Raw genomic sequence first — 23,474 nt, forward strand, 5'->3', positions numbered from 1 at the left:
TATAATACAAGCTGACTGAGGGAAAGTCAAGTACTCAAATGAAGACTATCCGCTTACAATTTTTTCTTTTTCGATATCCTTTGAGAAATTATTTCTTAAGTCCTTTATGAGTGCAAAAAAATTTAACCCACATAATAGGCTTTAGATAAACATAGCTAACGTTAAACTTAAGCAAATCAGGAAATCTTTACTGAAAAATTTTAAGTGAAATAATAGATAAAAAAAGAAGGAGGTGCGACAAACGTCGTGCCCCCTTTATTTCTAAATAAACGGTGTTCAAAAGCCAGTTTCTCGGTATTAAGCCAAATTTATGCAAAAATTTGAGGAACCATTTTCACAAAATTTTTCTTAATACTCGAAACTAAACGTCTTTTTCACAACCTCTTGATAAACGGTGTTCAATCAGCTGACCCTCGGTATTAGCTCAAAAAACGGCAAAATATGAGGAACTATTTTGCCGTTTGTTTCTCTAATACTCAGGTCAAACCGCTGATTTCACAACCTCTAATTCACGGCATTCCTGTTTTAATAAAGTTCTAGATATTGTTCTCTTTCCCACTCGGAAACAGTTTGTCTGAATGCCGCCCATTCGAGACGTTTTGCTTCAACAAAATTTGAGAAGATATGTTGTCCTAATGCATCAATCATTACATTATCCTTACGTAATTCCTTGATAGCATTATGGATAGTTGAAGGTAAGTCTTGGATATGTGCAGCTTCTCTTTCTTCCTCATCCATGACATAAATGTTACGGTCAACAGCGGCTGGCGGTGTGATCTGATTACGGATACCATCTAGTCCTGCTTGCAATAATACTGCCATTGCCAAGTATGGGTTTGCAGATGGATCAACTGAACGCAATTCCAGACGTGTGGACAAACCGCGAGATTCTGGTACACGTACTAATGGCGAACGATTACGACCGCTCCATGCGACATAAACAGGCGCTTCATAACCTGGAACGAGACGTTTATAAGAATTGACTGTTGGATTGCAAACGGCTGTATAGGCACGAGCATGTTTCAGCAAACCGCCTAAAAAATGATACGCTGTTTCACTTAGTTCCAATTCACCGTCTTTATCATAGAAGACATTTCCTTCATCATTGAATAAAGACATATTGCAATGCATACCAGAACCATTGATTCCAAATAACGGTTTCGGCATGAAAGTTGCGTGAAGTCCGTGCTTGCGTGCAATCGTTTTGACAACGAGCTTGAAGGTTTGGATATTATCACAAGCATCTACTACATCCGCATATTTAAAGTCAATTTCATGCTGTCCTGGCGCTACTTCATGATGTGAAGCTTCTACTTCAAAGCCTAAGCTTTCTAATTCCAACACGATGTCACGGCGGCAATTTTCACCTAAATCTGTTGGTGCAAAATCAAAATAACCACCTTTATCATTCAAGGTCGTTGTGATCCCACCGTCTTCGTCTAATTTAAATAAGAAAAATTCTGGTTCAGGTCCTAAATTGAAAGAGGTAAAACCAAGGTCGCGCATGTCTTTCAATGCTCGTTTCAAATTCCCACGAGGATCACCGGCAAATGGTGTCCCATCTGGATTATAGATATCACAAATTAAACGAGCAACTTTTCCATGAGCACTTTCCCATGGGAAGATCATCCAAGTGGAGAGATCTGGATACAAATACATATCGCTTTCTTCAATTCGAACAAATCCTTCAATCGAAGAACCGTCAAACATCATTTTGTTTTCTAACACTTTGTCGATCTGGCTCACTGGAACTTCTACATTTTTAATCGTACCTAAGATGTCTGTGAACATCAATCGTAAAAATCGTACATTTTCTTCCTCAATGATTCGTTTGATCTCTTCACCTGTTATCTGTTTCTTTACCATGGTATCCCTCTTCCTTTTTTAATTTATTCAGTCAAAGAATTGTCTTTGCAATCCTTGCGACTGATAATGACCTGTTTTGCTTAACCCACCTTGCGCCAAAATCTCATCACGAAAAATTTGTCGAACGTCATGATCTGTCAACGGCTTCTTGCTTTTTGCTTCTTGTTTTTTCGCCTGTGCCATTTCGTATACACGTTTGATCCCAGCCATGTTTAACCCGTCTGAAAGATAATCTTTGATCTCAAGCAGCATATCGATATCATTCAACGAATACATGCGGCGATTTCCTTCACTTCGTTCCGGATGAACTAAATCTTGTTCTTCATAGTAGCGAATTTGCCGAGCAGATAAATCAGTCAGCTTCATAACTGTACCAATTGGAAATACGGACATAGATCGGCGCAATTCCTTTTCTCCCATCAGACGTCCCCTTTCGTTTTATAAGTTGGCTAAAGTGTACCAATTAAAAAAAATATTGTCAACTGCATATGTTAGGTTTTCTAACATGAGACCTCTATTTTTTTATAAAATAACAAAAAACATGAACGCAAAAAAAGGTATCTAGTTGATTTTCGTACCAGATACCTTTTACTTTTATTGTACTATGCTATTCTTTCTCAGTGATTTTTATTGTAAAAAAACAAAATTTTATTTGCTTTTTCTCAACCATTTTGAATCATTTTTTGCAAAGCCTCTCACTTCATACTCGTTTGATTCTTCCATGTAGGCTTCGCCCAAAACCATCGTTTGTCTTCTCAACTCACTTAATTTCTGTCCTTCATTGCTTGGCACAGACAGTGTATAAGGTGTCATCAGTTCCATCAGTTGACGCTTGATTGCTTCGATCAATGCCGTCTTCCCTTCTTTCGTTTGAGCAGAAATCAAGACATTAGGGAATAATGTGGGCGTAAACATCGCTGGATCAATCTGGTCTGCCTTATTGTAAACAGTCAGTATCGGCATTTCTTTCATATTCAATTCATCCATCAATTTTAGTACAGTCTGCTCCTGTAAAATGCGATCTGGAGAACTGGCATCGACTACATGCAACAAAAGATCCATATTCTGACTTTCTTCTAGCGTAGAATGGAAAGCATCGATCAGTTGCGTAGGCAGATCTTGGATGAACCCGACGGTATCTGTTACTGTAATCTCAAATCCTTCAGCAAAACGCCATCTTTTAGTCAATGGATCTAACGTTGCAAACAACTGATCTTTTGAATAAGTATCCGCTTGTGTCAATAAATTCAAGATGGTTGATTTTCCAGCATTCGTGTAGCCTATAAGACCAATCTGAAAAATCTCACTGTTTTTTCTTTTTTGACGATTGCGCTCTCGATGGGCTTCTACTTCTTTCAATTCTTTCTTAACAGCAAAAATTTTATTCCGTATATGTCGGCGGTCTGTTTCTAACTTTGTTTCACCTGGTCCTCTTGTTCCAATCCCACCACCAAGACGAGACAATGTTTTCCCTTGCCCCACTAAACGAGGCAGAAGATATTCTAACTGAGCAAGTTCAACTTGCAGCTTTCCTTCTTTCGAACGAGCACGCATCGCAAAAATATCTAGGATCAGCTGTACTCGATCAATCACCGGAAGGCCAACAGCATCCGTAATCAGTTGACTCTGTCTCGGAGTCAGTTCATGATTAAAGATGATCAAATCTGCTTCATGCGCATCTGCTTTTTGAACTAATTCTTGTAATTTCCCTTTCCCGATAATCGTTTGCCGATCTACTTGTGGTCTCTTCTGTGTAATTGTGAATACGACTTCTCCTGATGCGGTGTTCGTCAGCTGAACTAGCTCTTCCATTGACTCTGAAAAGTAACGCTGGTTTGCTTCGGTTTCTACCCCTACGATGATTACTTTTTCTTCCATTTTATTCCGCCTCCAGCCATTTTTTGATTGTTTGCTCAATCTGACTTTTTTGATTTGGCTCACTTATAAGATCAAACCACTGTGCATCCAAACGGTTCCGAAACCACGTTAACTGACGTTTCGCGTATCTTCTCGAATGTAATTTGACTTGTTCTGTTGCTTCTTCCAATGTTTCTTTCCCTTCAAAATAAGGGAAAAATTCTTTATATCCAATCCCTTGACTGGCTTGGACTTCTCCAAGCTCATATACCTTACGTGCTTCTGCTACCAAGCCTTCTGCTAGCATCAAATCGACTCTATGATTGATTCGATCATACAGGACATCACGCTTCGTATCTAACCCAATCATGAGGTAATCATATAAACGCTTTGGCTCTTCTTTAGGTGCCGTGATACTATGCCCTGTCGTCTCCAAAACTTCCAGAGCTCTTATCACTTTGCGCTGATTGTTCCAGTGGATTTTCTCAGCAGCTGCCGGGTCTTTTTCTTTCAACTGATTCCATAACGCTTTGGAACCAATTGTCTCGGCTAACGTTTCATACTTTTTTCTAATCTCAGGATTCGCTTCTTCTGTCGCCCCTAACTGGTAATCGTATAGAAGAGATTGGATATACAGACCCGTGCCACCAGCTATGATAGGTAGATGCTCTCGGTTCGCAATCTCAGTAATCAATTGTCGACCTGAACGCTGAAAATCAGCGGCTGAGTAATGTTGAGTAGGTTCGATCACATCAATCAAATGATGCGGAACATCATTCATCTCTTCTTCTTTGATTTTTGCTGTACCGATATCCAGATTTTTATAGATTTGCAATGAATCACCGCTGATGATCTCTCCTCTAAATAGTTGTGCGAGTTCCACACTTAGCGCTGTTTTACCGACTGCTGTCGGACCGACGATCACTAATACTTTTTCCATATTTTACCTACTTTTCGTTGATTGTTTCCACCGAAGAGCTTTCTCCGGAAAATCAGTTATTATTCCATCTATTTTGAGTTCTTGACATTTGGCCATTTCTTCTTCATCATTGATCGTCCATGCACGAATTGCTTTTGGAAAATCAGCTGCCTGGACAGGATGTTCGAACAACCAAGTATTTTTTGGATGTACTCCTTCTATATAAGGGGTTTCTGCTGCTAGTTGGATCTTTTTATCAGAAGTACTCATCAATAAGTCCAGCTGTATCTCTGGTTCCAATAACGCGATTTTTTCCAAAGAAGCCAAATGAAAGCTGCAATATGCATGTTGAAAAGGCCAATCTCTGCTTTTTAATGTTTCGTCTAATTTTTCTTCGATACCGGGATATTCATACTGATCAGTTTTAATTTCAATCATTAGCATCCCTCGGTAATTTTTTTGGAGAAGCAGTCCTAAAACTTCTTTCAATTCAGGGACTTTAGCTGCTGGAAATTCTTTGCTGAATTTGCCTCCTGCATTCAATTTTTTGAGTTCTTCCAATGTTTTTTCTCGAATCAGCCCTTTACCGTTAGTCGTCCGATCCACTTCTTCATCATGCATAACGATCAAATAACCATCTTTGCTTAGATGAACATCTAGTTCGATACCATCTGCACCCACTCGTACAGCTTCTGCAAATGCAGGAAGCGTATTTTCTGGGTGGGTACCGCTGCTTCCGCGATGAGCATAGATTTGTAACATCTTTCTTCACTCCGTTCAATTCTATTGTATCATTAAGAAAAAAAGAAAGCATTGCCACGCTCTCATGTGCAACGGCAATACTTCAAAATATCAGCTCCAAACATCATCTTTCGAGAAGAAACCAATCGGCTGGCGCGTCATAGTCTTCAACTGTGCTTTTTTTTCATTGATCATTTCAGTCAAACTATCCGTAAAATTCTCTAAAATCACGCGTCCGCCTTTATAAGCATATCCACCAATCTTCATTGTTTCATCTGGAGATAAAATCACTTTTCGATGGGAGATGTTCTTAAACAGCTCGTCTAAAATATAATTTGGCAGATAAAAACTATTCTGCGCTGAAAATGATTGGAGATATGCAAAATCGTCAATCGTGATATAACAATCATCGAATGCATCAAAGCTGACATATTCTTCCATCAGCGTCGTCCGTTTTTGCAAGATCTCGTTGATCTTTTTATTTAATTGGTTCAGCGTCTCGATTTCTTTGACTTTCAATTCCAATTCACGTCTACGCTGTTCTTTATTTTCCAAGTGACGCATTTGCAGTATCATGCCGATATAGACAACTACAGCACCCGTCAACACGCCGATAAGACCGGTAATACCAACTATCAATCTGTTGTTCCTCCTTGTTTTGCTTCTCTGCTTATCATACCATAAAGCAGGTTTATGCGACTAATTTGCCTAAGTTTTTTATTTGACCTTTTTTGACCAAAAATGTATACTACTTTTTAGGTATTAGAAACTAAATTATGGTACACTATTTCTAAACGAAACCAAGGAGGAACTCTATTATGAATTTAATTCCTACAGTCATTGAACAATCATCACGAGGCGAAAGAGCTTATGATATCTACTCACGTTTATTGAAAGACCGTATCATCATGTTAAGCGGCCAAGTAACTGATGATCTTGCTAATTCGATCATCGCCCAATTGCTTTTCTTAGATGCTCAAGATTCTGAAAAAGATATCTATCTTTATATCAATTCTCCTGGTGGTTCAGTTACAGCAGGTATGGCTATCTACGACACAATGAACTTTGTCAAAGCTGATGTCCAAACAATCGTTATGGGTATGGCTGCTTCAATGGGAAGCTTCTTGCTGACAGCTGGTACAAAAGGGAAACGATTTGCTTTACCAAATGCTGAGATTATGATCCATCAACCTCTTGGCGGCGCTCAAGGTCAAGCAACCGAAATCGAAATTGCGGCACGTCATATTTTACAAACACGCGAACGCTTAAACAAAATTTTAGCTGAACGCACTGGCCAACCGCTTGAAGTGATTGAAAAAGATACAGACCGTGACAACTATATGACAGCTGAACAAGCAAAAGCATATGGATTGATTGATGAAGTCATGGAAAACAGTTCTTCATTAAATTAATCTGTTTCAAAGGAAGCTTTTTAAGCTCTCTTATCTAAACCAAAAAAAGGATGGCCAGCTCAAACTGACCATCCTTTTTTATTTTTATGGATGCTACTGCCTATCTTTGCTCCTTGAATTTTCCTTGCGCATGCATCCGACCTATTTCGACATAATGCTGGATGTTTTCTTTGTTTTTTTGGATTTCTTCTTTTGTTAAAGGTCGGATCACTTTAGCTGGGCGACCAAACGCCAAGACATTAGGAGGAATAACTTTTCCTTCTGTTACTAATGATCCAGCACCAATCAAACTATTCTCACCAATAACCGCATGATTCAATATCGTGGTTCCCATCCCGATCAGCGCCCCTTTTTCGATTGTACAGCCATGTAGCATGCACTGATGTCCTACCGTCACATTCTCCGCAATATCCACAGGTGCATCATGATCGACATGGACGATTGTACCATCTTGGATATTCGTTCTTTGTCCTACTTTTATCCAATTACTGTCCCCGCGTAAAACTGCTTGATACCAGATCGTCACATCTTCTGACAATGTCACGTCACCAATCACTGTAGCATTTGATGCTATAAACCGTTCCATCTCTATTTTCTCCTTTCGTTTTTTGTAGAAACTAATCCTATTGAATAAATGTATCATAGCATATATTTATTTTATAAGAAAAAAACAGGTAAAACCTGCTCAGTCCAGATGCCTATTTGCGCTATCTGGTAAACTGACGTTTTACCTGTTTATTGTACCTCTATATTTTCTTCTATTACTTTCTTCAAAACTAATTCGTACACTTCGATTTGTGCTGCCAAGCGTTCGATTTGAAACTCATTTTCAAAAAAATCAGCTGAATCAAGTGGTTTTGTCTGACAGACGTGCGTTAAACGATCAATTTCTCTTTTGGCTTCAGTGATTTTTTCATTTAAAAACTGTTCCATCTCCGTGCCCTCACTTTTTTTGATAACCTTACTTTACCATTATCAAGAAAGGAGAACAAAAAATAAGTTTCAAACTGTTTTATCCTTCTATGATTTATCCTGCTTCCTCAGCAAATTGGCTGTTATACAGTTTTTCATAAAATCCGCCTTGTGCCAATAAACTCTCATGTGTTCCTTTTTCAATGATCTGACCTTGATCCATCACTAGAATCAGATCTGCATCGCGTATCGTCGATAAACGGTGAGCAATGACAAAACTTGTCCGCCCCTCCATCACGCGATCCATCGCTTTTTGAATCAACGCTTCTAAACGAGTGTCTACTGAACTTGTCGCTTCATCCAAAATCAAAATTTTAGGATCTGAAACCACTGCTCGGGCAATCGTGAGTAACTGTTTTTGTCCTAAAGACACATTGTCTCCCTCAGCATTTATGGGCATCTCATATCCATCTGGCATTGTCCGGATAAAATGGTCTACGTTTGCTGTTTTTGCAGCATCTACTACTTCATAATCTGTCGCATCAAGCTTTCCGAAACGGATATTATCGGCAATCGTTCCTTGATAGAGCCATGCATCTTGTAAGACCATACCAAATAGCGAACGGACGTCACTGCGGCTCATTGATTTGGTATCAATCCCGTCGATCCTGATAGCTCCTTTGTCTACGTCGTAAAAACGCATCAATAGATTGATCAAGGTCGTCTTGCCGGCACCGGTCGGACCGACGACAGCCACGGTTTGACCTGCTTTCACTTCAAAGTTCAAATCTTGAATCAATGGTTTCTTCGGATCATACGCAAAATCGACATGATCGAATGTCACATCTCCTAAAATCGTTTCTGGCAGTGAAACATCTACTTTGTTTTCTTTTTCTTCTGGCTCATCTAAAATCTCGAATACACGTTTTGTTGCCGCTGATGCACTTTGCAAAACAGAAGACAATTGGGTCACGTTCCCCATCGGCTGGCTGATTTGCCAAATATATTGGATGAATGCCTGAAGTTGACCAACAACGATCGCCCCAGTAATAACATAGAAACTTCCTAGAACAGCCATACCAATATAAGTAGCATAGGCAGTTAGTTGAACTAATGGCATCATCAACCCAGAAATGAACGCTGCGCGGAACCCAAAGTATTTCAAGCTGTGATTTACTTTTTTGAATCCTTCCAATGTTTCTTTTTCGCGTCCGTATACTTTCAATACACTGAAACCTGTCATATTTTCTTGAACGTAGCCGTTTAGCTCACCAAGCGAATTCTGCATGCTTTGAAAATATTTCTGCGAAGCATTGATTACTCGTTTGGAGATCCAGATCGATGTTGGAATCATGATCATAGAGATCAGCGCCATCATCGGCTGGATATAAAACATCATTGCTGCAGCCAACGTAATTCCCAATATCGCATTTACGATTCCAATAAAAGCTTGTTGTAAAGCACCGCTGACTGCATCTACATCATTCGTCACACGAGACAAAATATTTCCTTGTTGGTTTTTATCGAAATAAGAAACCGGAAGGCGATTGATTTTTTCTTCTATGTCTCTTCGCAAATCATGCATGGCACTTTGAACGACATTTGTCATCAAAACCCCAGAAAGCAATTGCGAAATACAATACCCTATTCCGACCACTGTGATCCAAATAAGACATTTGAATATATAAGAAAAATTGATTGATTCGCCATTGGCAATATTACGACTGATTTCTGTAGTAGGAAGTCCTGTAACATATGGCAAAGCCACGTTGAAAGCCACTGTCAGAACTGTAAATAGGATCACTAGAAGAAATGTCCCACGATACGGTCTGATATATCGAGCTAAACGTTTTAAGGAAGAAAAGGTTTTTTTCATGCTAGTTCCTCCTTTGATAATTGAGAAGCGGCAATATCATAATAAATCGGGCATTTTTCCAACAACTCCCGATGTGTCCCCATACCGACGACTTCTCCTTCATTTAATACGATGATCTTATCTGCATGCATGATCGTTCCCACACGTTGTGCTACGATCAACACAGTAGACTCTGTTGTTTCTTTTTTCAGACGAGCACGTAACTTCGCATCCGTTTGATAATCTAATGCAGAAAAGCTGTCATCAAAAATATAGATTTCCGGACGGCGTATGATGGCTCTGGCTATTGCCAATCGTTGTTTTTGTCCACCTGAAAAATTGGAACCACCTTCTGATAAATGTTCGTCAAATCCATCTGGTTTTCGAGAAATGAATTCTGAAGCTTGAGCAATCTCAGCTGCACGTTCCATTTCTTCTTGTGTGGCATCTTCTTTCCCGTATCGCAAATTATCGGCAATCGTTCCAGTAAATAGCAGCGCTTTTTGCGGAATAAACCCAATCTTATCTCGCAACTTGCTTAACCGATAATCTCTCACGTCTACTCCATCGACCAAGATCTTTCCTTCACTCACATCATAAAAGCGAGGAATCAATTGAATCAACGTAGATTTTCCGCTACCGGTACTTCCAATAAAAGCAACGGTTTCTCCTGGAGAGGCTGTAAAACTGACATTTCGAATCACTGGCTCTTGCGAATGGCCTGGATAAGCAAATGTTACATTTTGAAATTCGATATACCCTTTAGTCTTCGTATCCGATATACCATTTGGATCTTCTACAATCGAAGGTTTGGCATCTAGTGCCTCTTGGATACGTCCAGCTGAAACGGCTGCTCTTGGATACATCATGAACACACTGGCAAATAACATGAATGAGAATAAGGCATGGAATATATACTCGATAAATGCAATCAAATCTCCTACCCGAAGTTCGCCAGCATCGATTTGCACTGCCCCGCTCCAAATGATCAATACCATCACGATATTAAATAAGAAATAAAAACCTGGTTGTGCAACAGCCATCAAACGGAACAAGCTTTTCGAACTAGCAGCATAATTCTCGTTGACTACAGCAAAGCGTTTTTCTTCAAACTTTTCATTGACGAATGCACGAATCACACGCAATCCTGAAAGGTTTTCCCGCAAGATACTATTGATTTTATCTAAGTTTTTTTGTTGTTTTTTAGATAACGGCTCAGACACCTTAGCAATCGCTACGACCGCCAATAATAGCAAAGGCAATGCGCCTACTACATACAAGCTGAGTGTCACACTTGTACGCATGACCATGTACAAACTGACAACGAACATCATCGGCGCCATGAAACCGATACGCAAAATATTTTGCAGGAACAACATGATCTGATAAGCATCATTTGTTGTACGAGTAATCAAGGAAGATACGCCTAAATTTTCGTACTCCTGATGCGAATAGCTTTGGATCTTTTCGAACAAATCATCTCGAATATCTGCTACGATATTGGTCGTGATCCTCGAACCAAAATAACCTAACAAGATATTCAAAATAATACCGATTACGGTAATAACGATCATAAATATCCCTTGCTGTTTCACATAATCAAAATCATCATTGCGGATTCCTACATCAATCATACGTGCTAAAATCGTAGGAAGTCCTAATTCAATCAAAATAAAACCGAATACGCATATGAAATTGAAAAACAAGAATTTCTTATAACGCATGGTATAATGCCACATTAGTTTCACTTTCTCATCTCCTTTTAATCTTTTGTTACATTTTCATTACTAAAAATGATAGCACAACGAACCTATTAATAGAACACTTCTCTCATAAAAAAGTCATTATAATTATAGTAAAATGATAAACGTTGATTTTTTCTTTCAATCTAGTTGATTTCTATACTTATTTGCTGTTTTATGCTAGAATAACAATTAATTGTTGTATATTTTTTATACAGAAGGTACGGTTGAAAAAATATCCGAACAGATGAGCAAAAACGAGGCTTGTCTCTTTGACTCGAATCCAGTATTCTAGTCAAAGCATATGAAAAACTAGGTGGCTTGTCCCCTCGTTTTGTGTTGTCTAAAAAAATCAACTAGCTAAATCACTGCTTTACGCAGATAAAGGAGACAAAACAATGATCTATAAAGTTTATTATCAAGAAACAAAAGTACGTAACCCTAAACGGGAAGAAACAAAATCTCTTTACATTGAGGCAAAAAGCGATGTAGACGCTCGCCAACGTGTGGAAGAAAATACCCCATACAATATTGAATTCGTTCAACTTCTAGAAGGAAGTCATCTAGAATACGAAAAAGAAAATGCTGATTTCTCATTAGTGGAGTTTTAATATGAAACTTTCCATCAAAAATAATGAGACAGGCGTCTTTGCTATTGGTGGATTAGGTGAAATCGGGAAAAATACGTATGGGGTACAATTCCAAGATGAAATCATTTTGATTGATGCCGGGATCAAGTTCCCGGAAGACGATCTACTTGGAATTGACTATGTCATTCCCGACTACAGCTACATCATACAAAACTTGCACAAAGTAAAAGCCCTAGTGATTACTCACGGGCACGAAGACCACATCGGCGGAATACCCTACTTGCTAAAACAAGCAAATATTCCTATCTATGCTGGTCCTCTCGCATTAGCGTTGATCACGAACAAATTAGATGAGCATGGCTTGCTTCGAGAGGCAGAGCTTCATGAAATCAATGAAGATACGATCATTCGTTTTAGAAAAACTTCTGTCAGCTTTTTCAGAACGACTCATAGTATCCCAGACGCATTAGGAATCGTGGTGAAAACACCTTCTGGTAATATCGTAGCGACTGGAGACTTCAAGTTTGATTTCACTCCCGTTGGCGAACCAGCAAACTTGCATAAAATGGCTCGTATCGGGGAAGAAGGTGTCTTGTGCCTTTTATCTGATAGTACAAATGCTGAGATTCCAACATTTACTAAATCAGAAAAAACGATTGGTCATTCTATCTTGAAGATCTTTTCAAAAATCGAAGGTCGTATTATTTTTGCCAGCTTTGCTTCTAATATCTTCCGTTTGCAGCAAGCAGCAGATGCCGCTGTGGCGACTGGTCGTAAAATCGCTGTTTTCGGACGTAGCATGGAAAATGCCATTGTCAATGGCCAACGTTTAGGATATATCAAAGTTCCAGACGGCACATTTGTAGATGCACATGAAATCAATCGCTTGCCTGCTAACGAAACGATGATCCTATGTACAGGTTCTCAAGGGGAAGCGATGGCCGCTTTGAGCCGTATTGCAAATGGTACCCACCGTCAAATCCAAATCCAGCCAGACGATACAGTGATCTTTTCAAGTTCACCTATCCCTGGTAATACGACAAGTGTCAATCATTTGATCAACTTGCTGTCTGAAGCTGGCGCAGAAGTAATCCATGGAAAAATCAATAACATCCATACTTCTGGTCACGGTGGACAAGAAGAACAAAAATTGATGCTTCGCTTGATGAAACCAAAATATTTTATCCCTGTCCATGGGGAATTCCGCATGCTGAAAGTCCATGCTTCTCTAGCACAAGATGTAGGTGTTCCTGCAGAAAACTGCTTCATCATGGAAAATGGCGATGTTTTAGCGTTAACTAGCGATTCTGCACGTCCTGCTGGGCATTTTGTGGCTGGGGATGTGTATATCGATGGTAGCGGAATCGGTGATATCGGTAATGTCGTTTTACGTGACCGTCACTTGCTTTCAGAAGAAGGTCTTGTATTAGCTGTTGCAACAGTAGATATCAAGAAAAAAGAAATCTTAGCTGGTCCAGATATTCTCTCTCGTGGATTTGTTTACATGCGAGAATCAGGAGAAATGATCAATGAAGCTCAGCGAATCTTATTCCATGCTTTAAGAGAATGTTTAAATGGACCTGACTGTTCAGAATATAAATTGAAAGAAGCGATGACTGGCGCGCTTCAGCCATTCTTATTCGAACGTACAGAAAGGCATCCAATGATTTTACCGATGGTCATGACACCAGATGAAGAATAAGTAAGAGGTTGTGAAATTAGTGCTCTGATCTGAGTATAAGAGAAACCAAACGGAAAACAGGACAAGTTGTTTTTATTTGGCTGTTCTTATTGCTTGATACAGGGCAGCTTTTTCACAACCTCTTAAAATTTATTTACTTTTTCATACAAAAATACCTGCCACAAGAGAAATTTCCTCTTGTGGCAGGTATTTTTGTTACTCGCTTTGTTCTCTCGTAAAAATTGATGCCTACCATCAATTTAATTTACAGATAAAATTAAGCTTTTACAACGTTTGCAGCTTGTGGGCCACGGTCTGATTCTTCAACGTCGAAAGTCACTGCTTGACCTTCTTCTAATGTTTTGAATCCGTCACCTTGGATAGCAGAGAAGTGAACGAATACGTCGCTTCCATCTTCACGTGAGATAAATCCAAATCCTTTTTCAGCGTTGAACCATTTTACTGTTCCGTTTTCCATAATAATATCCTCCTCGTGCCAAAAGCACTTATTTAAATTGTAACATTGCTCGTGTACGATAGAGGTGCAACAGATGTTTCAACTTCTATTCCCAAACAAAATTACAATATAATTGTACACTTGCTTCATTTTTTTTGCAAGAAAGCAACTTACTTCTCTTCCATTAATCCTTCTTCTCTCAAACTAAAATATCGTTTACGTCCGATGATCAAATGATCCAGTACAGTGATACCCATCATTTCTCCACACTTTTGTATCCTTTTAGTAAAATTCATATCCTGTTGTGATGGAATAACATTACCAGACGGATGATTATGTGCTAAAACGATTCTTGCCGCGCAATAACGTACAGCATAATGAAATATTTCTCTAGGATGAGCGACTGACTGATTCAGCGAACCGATGAACACTGTCTTTTTTAAGATCACTTGATTCTTCGTGTCCAAATAAATACAAATCAAATGTTCCTGTTTGTAATCTTTCATTTCCAGAATCAATTGTTGTGCCAGTTCATGGCTAGTACGAATGGCCGGAGCTGCTCTTTCTTGGTCCGTCTGAATGCGGCGGCCTAACTCGATCAAGGCTTTGATTTCGATTGCTTTCACACGTCCTATCCCTCGAATCTCTTCTAACTCATGCAAAGTCGCCTGTCGTAAAGAAGCCAATCCACCAAACGTTTTTAACAGATTGCCAGCAATCGACATCACACTATGAGGGTGTTGACCAGTACGCAGTAAAATGGCTAAAAGCTCCTGATCCGATAAAGCTTCAGCTCCATAAATTTCCATACGTTCTCTTGGTAAAGAGCTAGTTGGTACTTCTTTCATCAATCGTTTTTCCAAAAAAACATCTCCTTTCTATCTTTTCTAAAATAAGATACGAAAAGAGATGGATTTTTATTTTATCAATGCAGGGATTTCATGCAAAGAAGAAACGACCCCAGCCGTTTTTTTGATCAATTCTTGGGAAGGCGGAAGCAAATCTGGCACCATGACTACAGGGATCTCAGCCGCAGAAGCTGCTAAAATACCATTTTGTGAATCTTCTAAAATCAATGTTTCTTTCTTAGCTGTACCTAATTTCTGATTGGCTAATAAAAAAATTTCCGGATCTGGTTTTGCTCGTTGGACATTCTCTGCGGAAATAATCGTCTCAAATCGTTCAAACAGATTGTTCTTCTTCAATAAAAGTTCAATGACAGCTCGTTGGTTACTGGAAGCGACAACTTTGGGAATCTGATGTTCTTCTAAAAAAGAGAGGAGTTCCAACACCCCTGGCTTCATTTGTACAGCTCCTTGTGAAAAGCGCTCAAGCGTTTCCTGGTATGAATCATCTATAAATCTTTGTACACTTGTTTTGCCGAATTCCGCAAAAATCATATGATAATTCGCCCACACTTCTTCATCGGAAACACCTAAGAATTTTAAATACAGGTCTTTATCATATGGAAAACCCATCCTATCTGCTACTACTTGTGAAGCCTCGTAATATACTAACTCTGTGTCAAACAATAAACCATCCATATCAAAAATCACTGCATTATACTTCATGGTCTCCTCCTAATTGTATTAATAAATGACGAACTTCTGAAATGAAATAAAGCGAACCGGTCACAACTAATACATCTTCATTTGTCATCTTTTCCAATATATCTGCTAATCCGAATTGCCACAATGAAACAATTGATACTCTTTCACTTGCTAAATCTGATACTTCACTTAATTCGATGGCTTTTGGATGTTCAAAGGTCGTCAAATAAATATGGACATTTGGTACTTGCTGCAATCGTTCTAGCATTTCTCTAACATTTTTAGTCCGTAAGGCGGAAAACAAAATGTTGATTTGATATCCTTTGAATTCTTTTTTCAAATTCTCAACAAGCCGGTTCATTGCATGCGTATTATGGGCACCATCTAAAACAACTAATGGCTCGTTACTCATACGCTCCATTCTTCCTGGCCATCGAGATTTCTTCAACCCCTTCAAAACATCTTTTTCTCGGAAAGGCAGCTTTTCCAATTGACAGTAAACAAAATACAATTCGATGGCTACTCCTGCATTTTCAGCTTGATGTTGCCCTAAAAGCGGCGTGGTTAGTTGAGGGATTTTCCCTGCTTCATTAAAGAATTCAAATACTTCTCCCCAAGTCTCATCAGGATGCAGATAGTTTATTTTATAATTTTCCCCGTATACATAAAGCATCGCATTTTTTTCTTTAGCTGTTTGTTTGATGACATTAAAAGCTTCTGGGCCGATGTTTCCTGTGACAACTGGAACGCCTTGTTTGATGATTCCTGCTTTTTGCGCAGCGATTTCTCCAATCGTCTCTCCAAGTATCTCGGTATGATCAAGCCCAATCGTTGTTATTCCAGTTAGCATCGGTACAGCTACATTGGTAGAATCCAATAAGCCACCTAAGCCCACTTCAATAATCGCTACGTCTACTTTCTTCATCAAAAAATAATCAAATGCCATTGCTGTTAATGTCTCAAATTCAGTGATACCAGCTACTGCTTCAAATTGATCAAGTTGTTTGATCAGCGGCTGATATTTTTTTACAAGCTGGATCAAGTCATTGTCTGGGATACTTTTGCCATTGATTGCAATCCGTTCATTGAACGTTTCGATATAAGGTGAAGTAAACGTTCCAACTATCAGACCAGCTTCTTCTAATAGGCTTCTCAAATAGGCTACAGTAGACCCTTTTCCGTTTGTTCCAGCGATATGGATCGTTTTTACTTTCCTCTCCGGATGACCTACCACTTCTAATAAAGCTTCGACTCGGTCAAGACCAGGACGTGAACCAAATGGTAATCGACTATGGATCCATTCTATTGCTTCTTCAATCGTCATCAACAATTCCCCCATTTCTCTTTTATTATAACAAATAGAAGACATAAGAAAAATAAAAGGACGATAGAGAAAAAAATCTGCTCCGGATACATGATAAATCGCTCTTTTTTCTAAGTAATCAGAGTAGACTAAAAAAGAGGATGCGACAATAATTATGTCACATCCCCTTATTCGGAATAAGTGGTATTCCCCGCTTTTATTGAATAGTACGCAAACTTTCGATTCGTTCTTTGACAGCCGTTTGCTTCTCTAAATAATCTTTTTCTTTTGCACGTTCTGCCTCTACTACTTCTTCCGGCGCATTAGAAACAAACCGTTCATTAGAAAGTTTTCCTTGGACACGTTTCACTTCGCTTGTCCATTTTTCCAGTTCTTTTTCTAATCGTTTGATTTCCTCTTCGATATTGATTAATCCTGCTAACGGCAAGAAGATTTCTGCACCTGTCAGAACAGCTGACATCGCTAGATCTGGTGCAGTGATCTCACTTGATATCGTCAACTCTTCTGGGTTGCAGAAGCGTTCGATGTAGCTTGTATTTTCAACTAAAAATTGATCGATTTTAGCATCGTTTGTTTTGATTAATAGCGTAATTGGTTTAGACAATGGTGTATTCACTTCTGAACGAATATTTCGAACGGCTCGAATCAATTCCTTCAATACTTCCATTCCTTTAGAAGCAGTTTCATCGTCAAACTCTGGACGTACCACAGGATATTCTGCTACTACTAGAGAATTTCCTTGATGAGGAATATGTTCCCATATTTCTTCTGTGACAAATGGCATGATTGGATGCAACAAACGCAAAATCTGATCCAAGGTATGGACTAGGATACTACGTGTTGTTTGTTTTGAAACAGCATCATCTCCATAAAGTACTTCTTTGCTCATTTCGATATACCAGTCACAAAAATCATCCCAGATAAAGTTATACAGTTGTCTACCGGCTTCACCAAATTCAAAACGATCAAATAATTCAGTTACACGTGCGACTGTTTCGTTCAAACGTGTAAGAATCCAACGGTCAGCCACTGATTTTTCTCCAGATAAATCGATCTCTTCTACGGTCATACCTTCGATATTCATGATAACGAAACGTGAAGCATTCCAGATTTTATTGATAAAGTTCCATGAAGCATCCATTTTTTCATAGCTGAAGCGAACATCTTGTCCTGGTGCAGAACCATTCGATAAGAACCAACGAAGAGCATCTGCTCCATACTTTTCGATTACTTCCATCGGATCGATCCCATTACCTAATGATTTACTCATCTTCCGCCCTTGTTCGTCACGAATCAATCCATGGATCAAGACATTCTCAAATGGTCGTTCGCCAGTAAATTCCAAACTTTGGAAGATCATTCGGCTTACCCAGAAGAAAATGATGTCATAACCAGTTACTAAGGTGCTAGTAGGGAAGTACCGCTTATAATCTTCGCTTTCCGTGTCTGGCCAGCCCATCGTTGAAAAAGGCCACAATGCTGAACTAAACCAAGTGTCTAAAACATCCGGATCTTGGACCCAGTTTTCACTATCAGCTGGTGCTTCCATTCCTACATACATTTCGCCTGTTTCTTTGTGATACCATGCAGGGATTTGATGTCCCCACCATAATTGTCGTGAAATTACCCAGTCATGGACATTTTCCATCCAACGTAAAAATGTTTGATTGAATCTTGGAGGGAAGAATTCCACTGCTTGATCTGTTTCTTGGTTATCAATGGCTTTTTTTGCTAACGGCGCCATTTTTACAAACCATTGAGTAGACAATCGAGGTTCGACAACGACACCTGTCCGCTCGGAATGTCCCACACTATGGACCATCGTATCGATTTTGATCAATCGGCCGATTTCTTTTAGATCTTGCACGATTGCTTTACGAGCAGCAAAACGATCCATTCCAGCATATTTTCCTGCTAGTTCATTCATCGTGCCATCATCATCCATCACATTCACTCGTGGGAGATCATGACGATTACCTACCTCAAAGTCGTTTGGATCATGTGCTGGAGTGATTTTTACTACACCTGTCCCAAACTCCATATCTACATATTCATCTGCAATGATTGGGATTTCTTTATTGACTAAAGGTAGAATCACTTTTTTGCCGATCAGCGCTTGATAACGCTCGTCTTCTGGGTGAACAGCAATCGCCGTATCTCCCAACATCGTTTCTGGCCGGGTCGTCGCAATTTCTACTACGCCTGATCCATCTGCCAGTTCATAGCTCATATGGTAAAAGGCGCCTTCAATGTCTTTATGAATAACTTCGATATCAGATAGAGCTGTTCGTGCTTGAGGGTCCCAATTGATGATGTATTCACCGCGATAGATCAACCCTTTTTCATATAAGGTAACAAAAACTTTACGTACTGCTTCAGATAATCCGTCATCTAATGTAAAACGTTCTCTGCTGTAATCTAAAGATAATCCCATTTTAGCCCACTGTTCACGGATATGACTTGCATACTCTTCTTTCCATTCCCACACTTGATCGATGAACTTTTCACGACCTAGATCATAGCGAGAAATTCCTTGCTCTCTAAGCTTTGCTTCTACCTTTGCTTGTGTCGCGATTCCTGCATGGTCCATACCAGGCAACCATAAAGTATCATATCCTTGCATTCTCTTTTGACGAATCAGCATATCTTGCAAGGTCGTATCCCAAGCATGCCCTAAATGAAGTTTTCCGGTAACATTTGGGGGTGGGATCACGATTGAATAAGGTTTTGCTTTTTTATCTCCACTCGGTTTAAACAAATCTTGTTCTAACCAATGCTGATAACGTCCAGCTTCAACTTCTTGCGGGTTATATTTTGTTGATAGATTATTTTCTTCCGTCATGCTGTTTTCCTCCTTTAAACTAAAAAACGTCCTAAAATACTTTCGTATTTTAGGACGTATGATTTACGCGGTACCACCTAAATTGCAATAATCAATCATTATTGCCTCTCAAGTGAGTTAACGATCACGACTCGTCTATCTCTACTCCATTCAAGACAGAAACTCCCAAGCTACCTTCACTGGTTGTCATTGAGAACCTTTCAGCAGATAGTTCTCTCTCTAAGAATGAATGTGCCAGTTACTCCTCTTGTTCAGCGTTATGCTTCATTCTACAATGGTTTTTTTTTTTAGTCAACAAGTGGTCGTGAAAAAACCACTTCATTTAGTATTAAAAAATTTTTGAAAGAATTACGACGGATCCTTGCAAGATCAATAAGCCTACTCAAATTTTCCTAAGAAAAAACTTCTGAGTAATTCTCATCAAAGTAAATAAGCGTCTGTAACTCGGTTGTCAAATCAATGTATTGAACATTGACATAAGCTGGGACAGTTACTCGGTCAGGTGCAAAGTTAAGGATAGCGGTTACATTCCCTTTGACAATTTCATCAATAGCAGATTGTGAATATTTACTTGGTACCGTAGAGATTGCTACTGTCACATTTTTTGCTTTGGCTATCTCTGCGAAACGATCAATCGGATAGATCATTTCTCCATCAATGACTCGATTGATCAGTGCTGGATCATTATCAAAGACGCACACGATATTTAGATTTTCATTTCTTCTAAAATTGTTGTGTTTCAATGCTTTGCCAAGATTTCCGTATCCAACTAATGCGATTCGTTTTTCTTCTTTAGTATTAAGGATATTATTGAATACATCGATAAGGAAAGGGACATCATAGCCATATCCGCTTCTGCCTAGCTCGCCTAATTGCGAGAAGTCTCTGCGGATCGTTGCAGAAGGAATTTGGGTGATTTCGCTGAACTCATTTGATTTGATTCTACTTATGCCTGAGTCATCCAGCATCTTTAAGTAGCGTAAATATAAAGGTAACCTTTTCGCAGTTGCTTTTGGCAGTGTATCTGTTTTTTCTCGCATAACGACGCTCCTTGTTAATAATTTCACATATTTAGTGTAACATGTTTCTAACACGGGAGCAAGGTTACAGGTAGGAAGGAAAAGGGTGTGAGACAAATAAAACGACCCAAAAATTAACTATTTGGGTCGCTATTTCATGGGAAATTTTTTTATCATTTATCAGCTAATCTTCGACATTAGTTCAAAACACTAATTTCACAACCACTTATAGCAATTCTGAAAATTCTTCAGTTTTTTCATTAGAAGATTCTGCTTGTATCTCTTCCATCTTCAAACCAGCTAATGCACGTTGGATCATTTCATCTATTGCTAAACGCTCTTCATATTGATGGACCTTTTCCAGTTGAGGGCGTGTTTTTGGCTGTGGAGGCGCAAAAATCGTACAGCAGTCTTCAAAAGGTTGGATAGAAAGATTAAATGTATCGATCTGTTCCGCTACTTCAATGATTTCAAGTTTATCCATTGTCGCTACAGGCCGAATGATTGGCGTATTCGTTACTTCATTGATAGCCACCATACTTTGCAAGGTTTGCGAAGCCACTTGACCTAATGATTCGCCATTCAAAATAACTAGACCATGACGAATACGGCGAATTTCATCGGTCAACCGCAACATCATTCGACGAGTGATCGTCATCCAATATCCTTGTGGCACTGATTTTTTGATTTCTTCTTGAATCTCGGTAAATGGCACTTCAATAAAATGAATTGTTCCTACATAAGGCGCTAGTTTCGCTGTTAAGTCTTTTGCTTTTTGCAGTGCTTGTTCACTTGTATACGGCGGACTAGCAAAATGAACAGCTTCGATTTCCACTCCCCGCTTCATTGCAAAATATCCTGCAACAGGAGAATCAATCCCGCCAGAAAGCATGAGCATTCCTTTTCCGCTTGTTCCTACAGGCAACCCGCCAGCTCCTTTGATCGTTTCATACGACAGATAAGCGCCGTCACGACGAATCTCTACACGTAATGGAATATCGGGCTGACGCATTTGAACTTGGATATGAGGGAAAATATCAAAAACAGCATTGCCTAATGTTTGATTCAATTCATTACTTGTCAATTCAAATTGGTGATCGCTTCTTTTAGCGATAATTTTAAATGTTTCTTTCCCTGTATAAATTTCTTTCATGATGTCTTGAACAGCTTGTTTCAAAACTTCAACATCTTTTTCTACCCGAATACTCGGAGAAAAATTTTGGATCCCAAATATTTTTGCTAGTTTTGGAATAACTAGCTGACTGTCTGCACCATTCAACAAAAGATGCATCCGGTCGCGATCAGCATGGATTTTGATTTCTGGAAATTCTTTCAAAGCTTGTCTGACATTTTGTGCTAGTTGCATGATAAAGCTTTTTCGATTCTTTCCTTTTGTCGAAAGCTCTCCATAACGGACCATAATTTCACTGTATTTCACAAGAACACTCCTCTTTTAATTGATTACAGAAAATTTCTTATAAAGCTGCTTGAAAATAATCATAAATTGCTCCACTTCTGCTAATGAATTATTTTCATCTAGGCTGATTCGAATAGCAGATGTAGCCAAATCATTTGGTACATGCATCGCGTGCAATGTACTGCTTGCCATATGTTTACGTGAGGAGCAGGCACTAGTAGTAGAAACAAATATTTGTTTTTCCTCTAAAGCATGGACGAGAACTTCACCACGAATTCCTTTTAGAGCAAAACATAAAATGTGCGGAGCATAGTCGGTTCCTTCTGAAAAGATCGTCACTTTATCATAAGACTTCAACGCATTGATTAAAGCTTCTTTTAAGCGTTGTGTCTGCTCAGGTTTTTGTTCCTTTATCTCTAATGATAAACGTAAAGCTTTAGCCATAGCCACAATACCTGGAACATTTTCTGTCCCACTTCGTTGATTTCTTTCCTGACCTCCACCTGTCAGTAATGGTGCTAAACGACGACCCTTTTTCCAATAAATGAAACCAGTTCCCCGTGGGCCATGGAATTTATGGGCTGAAAATGTTGCAAAATCCACTCTCCCTGTCAACCATTGCGAGAATGGTACTTTTCCGATTGCCTGAACAGCATCTACATGGAAATGAATTTTAGGGAAATCATCCAAAAGATCACTGATTTCCTGGATGGGCTGAATCGATCCTACTTCATTATTCACAGCCATAACAGAGACCAAAACTGTCTCTTTTCTTATTAATTTTTTCAATTCGTCAACACGTACAAATCCGCGTTTATCTACTGGGGCGATACTTACTTCGATTCCTAATTCTTTTAATTGTTCGGCCGTCTCACTGACTGCCGGATGTTCGATTCCTGAAATGATCATATGATTCCCATACTCTCTTTTTTCAATCATCGTTCCTTTTAATACCCAGTTATCTCCTTCTGTTCCTCCTGAAGTAAAAAAGATTTCTTCTGGCTCTGCATGGATCAAATCAGCGATCTGCTTTCTTGCTTGCTGCAACAACCGATTAGCTTGATTGCCCAAATCATGAAGACTTGATGGATTCCCAATAATCCGCTGACTGGTTTTTACATATGCATCTAAGCTTTGCGGAAAGATTGGGGTCGTTGCACTGTTATCAAAATATATCATAAGAAACCCCTCTTTTTTGAAATTCTTTTCTATTATAACGGTTGTCCAAGGTGCTTTCAAGAGCAGGTGGAATTTTCACTTGTTTCCTCTTTCAGATAGACATAAAAAAAG

Annotated in this window: 21 protein-coding genes, 1 pseudogene and 1 other annotated feature; of the genes and pseudogenes, 3 read left to right on the forward strand and 19 right to left on the reverse strand. The window is 39.1% G+C overall.

From position 1 onward, the window contains the following. Nucleotides 1–45 precede the first annotated feature (45 nt). The 7 genes and pseudogenes from FTX43_RS15400 to FTX43_RS01650 all read right to left on the reverse strand — a co-directional run. Nucleotides 46–225, reverse strand: a pseudogene (locus tag FTX43_RS15400) (hypothetical protein); the annotation flags it as partial. A gap of 300 nt (nt 226–525) precedes the next feature. Continuing rightward, nucleotides 526–1,866, reverse strand: coding sequence for a type I glutamate--ammonia ligase (gene glnA, locus FTX43_RS01625; RefSeq protein ID WP_002287001.1), 1,341 nt, complete (start codon nt 1,864–1,866; stop codon nt 526–528). 27 nt (nt 1,867–1,893) lie between these two features. Continuing rightward, the gene (locus FTX43_RS01630) at nt 1,894–2,286 is read right to left on the reverse strand and encodes a MerR family transcriptional regulator (protein ID WP_002290339.1); all 393 of its coding nucleotides are present in this window, start codon (nt 2,284–2,286) and stop codon (nt 1,894–1,896) included. 228 nt (nt 2,287–2,514) lie between these two features. Then, complete coding sequence (gene hflX / locus FTX43_RS01635; RefSeq protein ID WP_147606684.1) at nt 2,515–3,744, reverse strand: GTPase HflX; 1,230 nt, start codon at nt 3,742–3,744, stop codon at nt 2,515–2,517. 1 nt (nt 3,745) lies between these two features. After that, nucleotides 3,746–4,663: a tRNA (adenosine(37)-N6)-dimethylallyltransferase MiaA gene (miaA, locus tag FTX43_RS01640; protein ID WP_002290343.1), complete on the reverse strand. Its 918-nt coding sequence runs from the start codon at nt 4,661–4,663 to the stop codon at nt 3,746–3,748. Between the two features lie 3 nt (nt 4,664–4,666). Beyond that, nucleotides 4,667–5,404, reverse strand: coding sequence for a glycerophosphodiester phosphodiesterase (locus FTX43_RS01645; RefSeq protein ID WP_147606686.1), 738 nt, complete (start codon nt 5,402–5,404; stop codon nt 4,667–4,669). A 90-nt stretch (nt 5,405–5,494) separates the two neighbouring features. Beyond that, a complete protein-coding gene (locus FTX43_RS01650) occupies nt 5,495–6,022 on the reverse strand; it encodes a hypothetical protein (RefSeq protein ID WP_002289403.1) in 528 nt (175 codons plus the stop codon). A 179-nt stretch (nt 6,023–6,201) separates the two neighbouring features. On the opposite strand from FTX43_RS01650, the gene clpP reads away from it, so the two are divergent. Next, on the forward strand, nt 6,202–6,795 hold the full coding sequence (gene clpP, locus FTX43_RS01655; protein WP_002289402.1) for an ATP-dependent Clp endopeptidase proteolytic subunit ClpP: 594 nt from the start codon (nt 6,202–6,204) through the stop codon (nt 6,793–6,795). Between the two features lie 100 nt (nt 6,796–6,895). Here the strand turns inward: clpP and FTX43_RS01660 are convergent, their stop codons facing one another. The 4 genes from FTX43_RS01660 to efrA form a co-directional block, all read right to left on the reverse strand. Then, entirely contained in the window at nt 6,896–7,381 is a 486-nt protein-coding gene (locus tag FTX43_RS01660) for a gamma carbonic anhydrase family protein (RefSeq protein ID WP_002310223.1), read from the reverse strand. A gap of 149 nt (nt 7,382–7,530) precedes the next feature. Beyond that, the gene (locus tag FTX43_RS01665; protein WP_002310222.1) at nt 7,531–7,728 is read right to left on the reverse strand and encodes a hypothetical protein; all 198 of its coding nucleotides are present in this window, start codon (nt 7,726–7,728) and stop codon (nt 7,531–7,533) included. A 94-nt stretch (nt 7,729–7,822) separates the two neighbouring features. Then, nucleotides 7,823–9,583 (reverse strand): multidrug efflux ABC transporter subunit EfrB, encoded by a 1,761-nt coding sequence (gene efrB / locus FTX43_RS01670; RefSeq protein WP_002310221.1) that lies wholly within the window; start codon nt 9,581–9,583, stop codon nt 7,823–7,825. Beyond that, entirely contained in the window at nt 9,580–11,310 is a 1,731-nt protein-coding gene (gene efrA, locus FTX43_RS01675) for a multidrug efflux ABC transporter subunit EfrA (protein WP_002314241.1), read from the reverse strand. The genes efrB and efrA overlap by 4 nt, the downstream gene beginning before the upstream one ends. A 392-nt stretch (nt 11,311–11,702) precedes the next feature. Here efrA and FTX43_RS01680 point away from each other — a divergent pair, with 392 nt between their 5' ends. Then, complete coding sequence (locus tag FTX43_RS01680) at nt 11,703–11,915, forward strand: DNA-directed RNA polymerase subunit epsilon (protein ID WP_002287947.1); 213 nt, start codon at nt 11,703–11,705, stop codon at nt 11,913–11,915. Nucleotide 11,916: 1 nt separating this feature from the next. Then, the gene (gene rnjA, locus FTX43_RS01685; protein WP_002310218.1) at nt 11,917–13,596 is read left to right on the forward strand and encodes a ribonuclease J1; all 1,680 of its coding nucleotides are present in this window, start codon (nt 11,917–11,919) and stop codon (nt 13,594–13,596) included. 256 nt (nt 13,597–13,852) lie between these two features. Here the strand turns inward: rnjA and FTX43_RS01690 are convergent, their stop codons facing one another. From FTX43_RS01690 to FTX43_RS01725, 8 genes are all read right to left on the reverse strand, one after another. Then, the gene (locus FTX43_RS01690; RefSeq protein ID WP_002294067.1) at nt 13,853–14,053 is read right to left on the reverse strand and encodes a cold-shock protein; all 201 of its coding nucleotides are present in this window, start codon (nt 14,051–14,053) and stop codon (nt 13,853–13,855) included. Nucleotides 14,054–14,202: 149 nt separating this feature from the next. Then, entirely contained in the window at nt 14,203–14,895 is a 693-nt protein-coding gene (radC, locus tag FTX43_RS01695; protein ID WP_002314243.1) for a DNA repair protein RadC, read from the reverse strand. 54 nt (nt 14,896–14,949) lie between these two features. Then, nucleotides 14,950–15,603, reverse strand: coding sequence for an HAD family phosphatase (locus FTX43_RS01700; protein ID WP_002310216.1), 654 nt, complete (start codon nt 15,601–15,603; stop codon nt 14,950–14,952). Further along, the gene (locus tag FTX43_RS01705) at nt 15,593–16,906 is read right to left on the reverse strand and encodes a folylpolyglutamate synthase/dihydrofolate synthase family protein (RefSeq protein ID WP_002342252.1); all 1,314 of its coding nucleotides are present in this window, start codon (nt 16,904–16,906) and stop codon (nt 15,593–15,595) included. The genes FTX43_RS01700 and FTX43_RS01705 overlap by 11 nt, the downstream gene beginning before the upstream one ends. Nucleotides 16,907–17,102: 196 nt before the next feature. Next, entirely contained in the window at nt 17,103–19,748 is a 2,646-nt protein-coding gene (locus FTX43_RS01710; protein ID WP_002310214.1) for a valine--tRNA ligase, read from the reverse strand. Between the two features lie 47 nt (nt 19,749–19,795). Then, nucleotides 19,796–20,012, reverse strand: a binding site (T-box leader). Nucleotides 20,013–20,140: 128 nt separating this feature from the next. Next, entirely contained in the window at nt 20,141–20,788 is a 648-nt protein-coding gene (locus FTX43_RS01715; protein ID WP_002287954.1) for a redox-sensing transcriptional repressor Rex, read from the reverse strand. A 205-nt stretch (nt 20,789–20,993) separates the two neighbouring features. Beyond that, the gene (gene thiI, locus FTX43_RS01720) at nt 20,994–22,205 is read right to left on the reverse strand and encodes a tRNA uracil 4-sulfurtransferase ThiI (protein ID WP_002310213.1); all 1,212 of its coding nucleotides are present in this window, start codon (nt 22,203–22,205) and stop codon (nt 20,994–20,996) included. Nucleotides 22,206–22,220: 15 nt separating this feature from the next. After that, the gene (locus tag FTX43_RS01725) at nt 22,221–23,363 is read right to left on the reverse strand and encodes a cysteine desulfurase family protein (RefSeq protein WP_002314246.1); all 1,143 of its coding nucleotides are present in this window, start codon (nt 23,361–23,363) and stop codon (nt 22,221–22,223) included. Between the last annotated feature and the right edge of the window lie 111 nt (nt 23,364–23,474).

The organism is Enterococcus sp. DA9, from assembly GCF_008000875.1.
GTDB lineage: Bacteria > Bacillota > Bacilli > Lactobacillales > Enterococcaceae > Enterococcus_B > Enterococcus_B lactis.

Bases quoted from the DNA above. Each gene is read 5' to 3' on its own strand.
- glnA (WP_002287001.1), bottom strand. From the start codon at position 1,866: ATGGTAAAGAAACAGATAACAGGTGAAGAGATCAAACGAATCATTGAG.
- FTX43_RS01630 (WP_002290339.1), bottom strand. From the start codon at position 2,286: ATGGGAGAAAAGGAATTGCGCCGATCTATGTCCGTATTTCCAATTGGT.
- hflX (WP_147606684.1), bottom strand. From the start codon at position 3,744: ATGGAAGAAAAAGTAATCATCGTAGGGGTAGAAACCGAAGCAAACCAG.
- miaA (WP_002290343.1), bottom strand. From the start codon at position 4,663: ATGGAAAAAGTATTAGTGATCGTCGGTCCGACAGCAGTCGGTAAAACA.
- FTX43_RS01645 (WP_147606686.1), bottom strand. From the start codon at position 5,404: ATGTTACAAATCTATGCTCATCGCGGAAGCAGCGGTACCCACCCAGAA.
- clpP (WP_002289402.1), top strand. From the start codon at position 6,202: ATGAATTTAATTCCTACAGTCATTGAACAATCATCACGAGGCGAAAGA.
- FTX43_RS01660 (WP_002310223.1), bottom strand. From the start codon at position 7,381: ATGGAACGGTTTATAGCATCAAATGCTACAGTGATTGGTGACGTGACA.
- FTX43_RS01665 (WP_002310222.1), bottom strand. From the start codon at position 7,728: ATGGAACAGTTTTTAAATGAAAAAATCACTGAAGCCAAAAGAGAAATT.
- efrB (WP_002310221.1), bottom strand. From the start codon at position 9,583: ATGAAAAAAACCTTTTCTTCCTTAAAACGTTTAGCTCGATATATCAGA.
- FTX43_RS01680 (WP_002287947.1), top strand. From the start codon at position 11,703: ATGATCTATAAAGTTTATTATCAAGAAACAAAAGTACGTAACCCTAAA.
- rnjA (WP_002310218.1), top strand. From the start codon at position 11,917: ATGAAACTTTCCATCAAAAATAATGAGACAGGCGTCTTTGCTATTGGT.
- FTX43_RS01690 (WP_002294067.1), bottom strand. From the start codon at position 14,053: ATGGAAAACGGAACAGTAAAATGGTTCAACGCTGAAAAAGGATTTGGA.
- FTX43_RS01700 (WP_002310216.1), bottom strand. From the start codon at position 15,603: ATGAAGTATAATGCAGTGATTTTTGATATGGATGGTTTATTGTTTGAC.
- FTX43_RS01705 (WP_002342252.1), bottom strand. From the start codon at position 16,906: ATGACGATTGAAGAAGCAATAGAATGGATCCATAGTCGATTACCATTT.
- FTX43_RS01710 (WP_002310214.1), bottom strand. From the start codon at position 19,748: ATGACGGAAGAAAATAATCTATCAACAAAATATAACCCGCAAGAAGTT.
- FTX43_RS01715 (WP_002287954.1), bottom strand. From the start codon at position 20,788: ATGCGAGAAAAAACAGATACACTGCCAAAAGCAACTGCGAAAAGGTTA.
- FTX43_RS01725 (WP_002314246.1), bottom strand. From the start codon at position 23,363: ATGATATATTTTGATAACAGTGCAACGACCCCAATCTTTCCGCAAAGC.